The sequence below is a fragment of the Ohtaekwangia sp. genome (genome assembly GCF_036568665.1).
Classification (GTDB): Bacteria; Bacteroidota; Bacteroidia; order Cytophagales; family Cyclobacteriaceae; genus Ohtaekwangia.
Genome location: NZ_DATCSD010000341.1, coordinates 1 through 2,329, shown reverse-complemented (window position 1 = coordinate 2,329; position 2,329 = coordinate 1). Strand labels below are relative to the sequence as shown.

The 2,329-nt window shown below is 41.3% G+C and carries 3 protein-coding genes; all 3 read right to left on the bottom strand.

What is annotated here, in order from left to right:
* Positions 1-465, bottom strand: a 465-nt coding sequence (locus VIN08_RS19335; RefSeq protein ID WP_331968415.1) for a hypothetical protein, incomplete at its 3' end; no start/stop codon positions are given.
* A 139-nt stretch (positions 466-604) separates the two neighbouring features.
* Positions 605-1,285, bottom strand: a complete 681-nt coding sequence (locus VIN08_RS19330) for a hypothetical protein (protein WP_331968412.1) — start codon at positions 1,283-1,285, stop codon at positions 605-607.
* Positions 1,286-1,296: 11 nt separating this feature from the next.
* Complete coding sequence (locus VIN08_RS19325) at positions 1,297-2,199, bottom strand: hypothetical protein (RefSeq protein ID WP_331968409.1); 903 nt, start codon at positions 2,197-2,199, stop codon at positions 1,297-1,299.
* Between the last annotated feature and the right edge of the window lie 130 nt (positions 2,200-2,329).

Below are 2,329 nucleotides of genomic sequence, written 5' to 3'. Positions count from 1 at the left end.
CTCCAATTTCGCTACAACCTGATCTGGAGACTTTTCTGTGGCAAAAGAAATTGAAGTAAGTCTGCCAAACTTCCTATCAAAGGAACCACCGAAAACACTATTTACATATTCAGGAGTCCATCCTTGCTGCGCGAGCTCTCCCTGCTCGAAAAAATCTAAATCTAAGGTCCAAAACGATTCACTTCTGCTTCCATCTTTATGTATGATATAGGTTTCCTGCAGGAAAAAAGTAGCGCTTAGCAAATCGCCTTGCATAGCAGCATACTGCCTGGCTGCATTCACGTCTCCACGTTGCGCGTCTGCGAGAAGCGAGGCTTTCTTTTGTCTGGCTTCTTCTTCCTGCATACCATAATATTGGGCAACCAAACCTAGATCAAGCGGTCCGTCATAAGCTGGGTTCTTCGCTAAGAAATCCGCTAGTTGTTTGTCTTCCAAATCTCGCCGCAGCCTTTCCATCTGCAACATGTAGTTGAATTGTGTTTGTGCGTCAATTTCCGGGTCTGCTCCACTGGGGCATTGCTCATTACCGGGTTGTTGTAGGCATAGTGATAACCGCTGAAAGATACATACTTGGTGGCCATTGGGGGAGAGGGTTCTGCATTCATTACTTCACATTCAAATGAAGTGTATCAGAGACTACGGTGCCTGTCCATCTTTCAAATCCATTCAATACTTTAGGCAATACTAAGTTAGGTAATCGAGGGTTCTGAAAGTTGTTCACATTTGAATAACTATAGACTATCTTGTATGAACCGGCTGGCAACGAATTCATCCTTGTCGTATGCGTAAAGTTTTGCCTGGATTCTAGGAACACAATCCTTTCAAATTCCTCCTTAGTCCATTCTCTTAGAGTCGCACTATCTTTTGCTGATTTAATTAACTTTTGATCTTTTATTCGTTCATCGTAGAATGCTTTAGCAAGGGAATCTGTAAACTGACCGGTTGACTCGTCAAAGATTTTAATCCTTGGCTCAAAGGCAAAGATCTCAGCGGCCATTTCCTCACGATCTTCATTAATTGTTTCATAAGTTTGCCATCCTTCGTAAAAATCTAAAAACTTTTTGCCATGTTGTTTTAGAATGTCAATTCTTAAGTACCTCGCTCCATCGAAGTACAATTTCCTGTTTGTCCGATTTTCAAGTTTCCCTACTACTGAAATCAGTTGTCCAAATTTTTTTGACCTTACAACGGATAGTTCAATCGAACAAACAACATCTTTTTTTTTCGCGATGTCAGCCGAACAGAATAGGAACAATAGAGCAATGAATACTAAACTAATTTTCATTATCCAATTTTTTAAGGTGTGACGGGTACATTTGGCAAACCGTATTCCAAATAATTAAAATTAGCATTTTGGTTTGCTTTAAATCTGTCTCGAGCATTAAGAGCATCCGTTTCCGCCAGCGGATCGCCAATGGCTTTAGCCCATTGTATTGACCAACTCCAGGCATTATATTCTGAAGCTCCTGATGTATCATATCCATGTTTAAAGTTATCATACACGTGAACTGTTTCGTGACCAAGAATACCAAACAGCCACTTTTCTGTAGCACGTGATAGTAAGGGCGAAACGTAAATAGTCGAAGTATTATTTTTTCCTGGTATTGTGCGGGCTAAAACAGATTTATTCCCATCGCTTATCAGCCCCTGCTCGTCTATAAAGAAATTTGGTGGCGCTCCAACTTTAATGTCTGCTAACCCCTGAGACCACCCAAAATTTTTAAAATAAAAGTCCTTGATTTCCTGTTCGGGTTTACCTAGCTGCGCAGGAACAAAACTCGTTCCACTCTCAATTGTAAACTGTCCATCAGTATCTATATATGATGTCAAGTATTCAGACCAATAGCCATTGCTTGCATTTCCATTAGGAGTTATCAACCTATTTTGACCGGCAGGAACGCTATTAAAAATATTTTGAACCCACTGTAGCGTTGCTGCGTCTGCTGCGCGCTGGCGCGCGGCATCATCGAAAAAAGCCTGACTTTCCCTAAGAAATTCTTTATACTCATCAGCAGCCTGGCTACTCCTGCAAGAAACGCAAACGGGCTCATCGACTTTCTGGGTGATCACTTGGTAATGCCCTGGGTTGTAATAATCCGGAACTATTACAGTAAAGTCCGCCCCCGTAGGATCATTGAGCATCACCGGATTATTACCCGCATAATGATAACCACTATACGAGGCGAACTTGGTTGCCATGGATCTACCTGCATAAATTTTGCTAGCGTAATACAAGGAATATTTTTCTTCTGTTGTATTTATTTATTACCACAAAGGCGTGCAACACTCAATCGGATCGATATGCAGTTGTTTTACCTTCCACTTCTTT

Bases quoted from the DNA above. Each gene is read 5' to 3' on its own strand.
- VIN08_RS19330 (WP_331968412.1), bottom strand. From the start codon at position 1,285: ATGAAAATTAGTTTAGTATTCATTGCTCTATTGTTCCTATTCTGTTCG.
- VIN08_RS19325 (WP_331968409.1), bottom strand. From the start codon at position 2,199: ATGGCAACCAAGTTCGCCTCGTATAGTGGTTATCATTATGCGGGTAAT.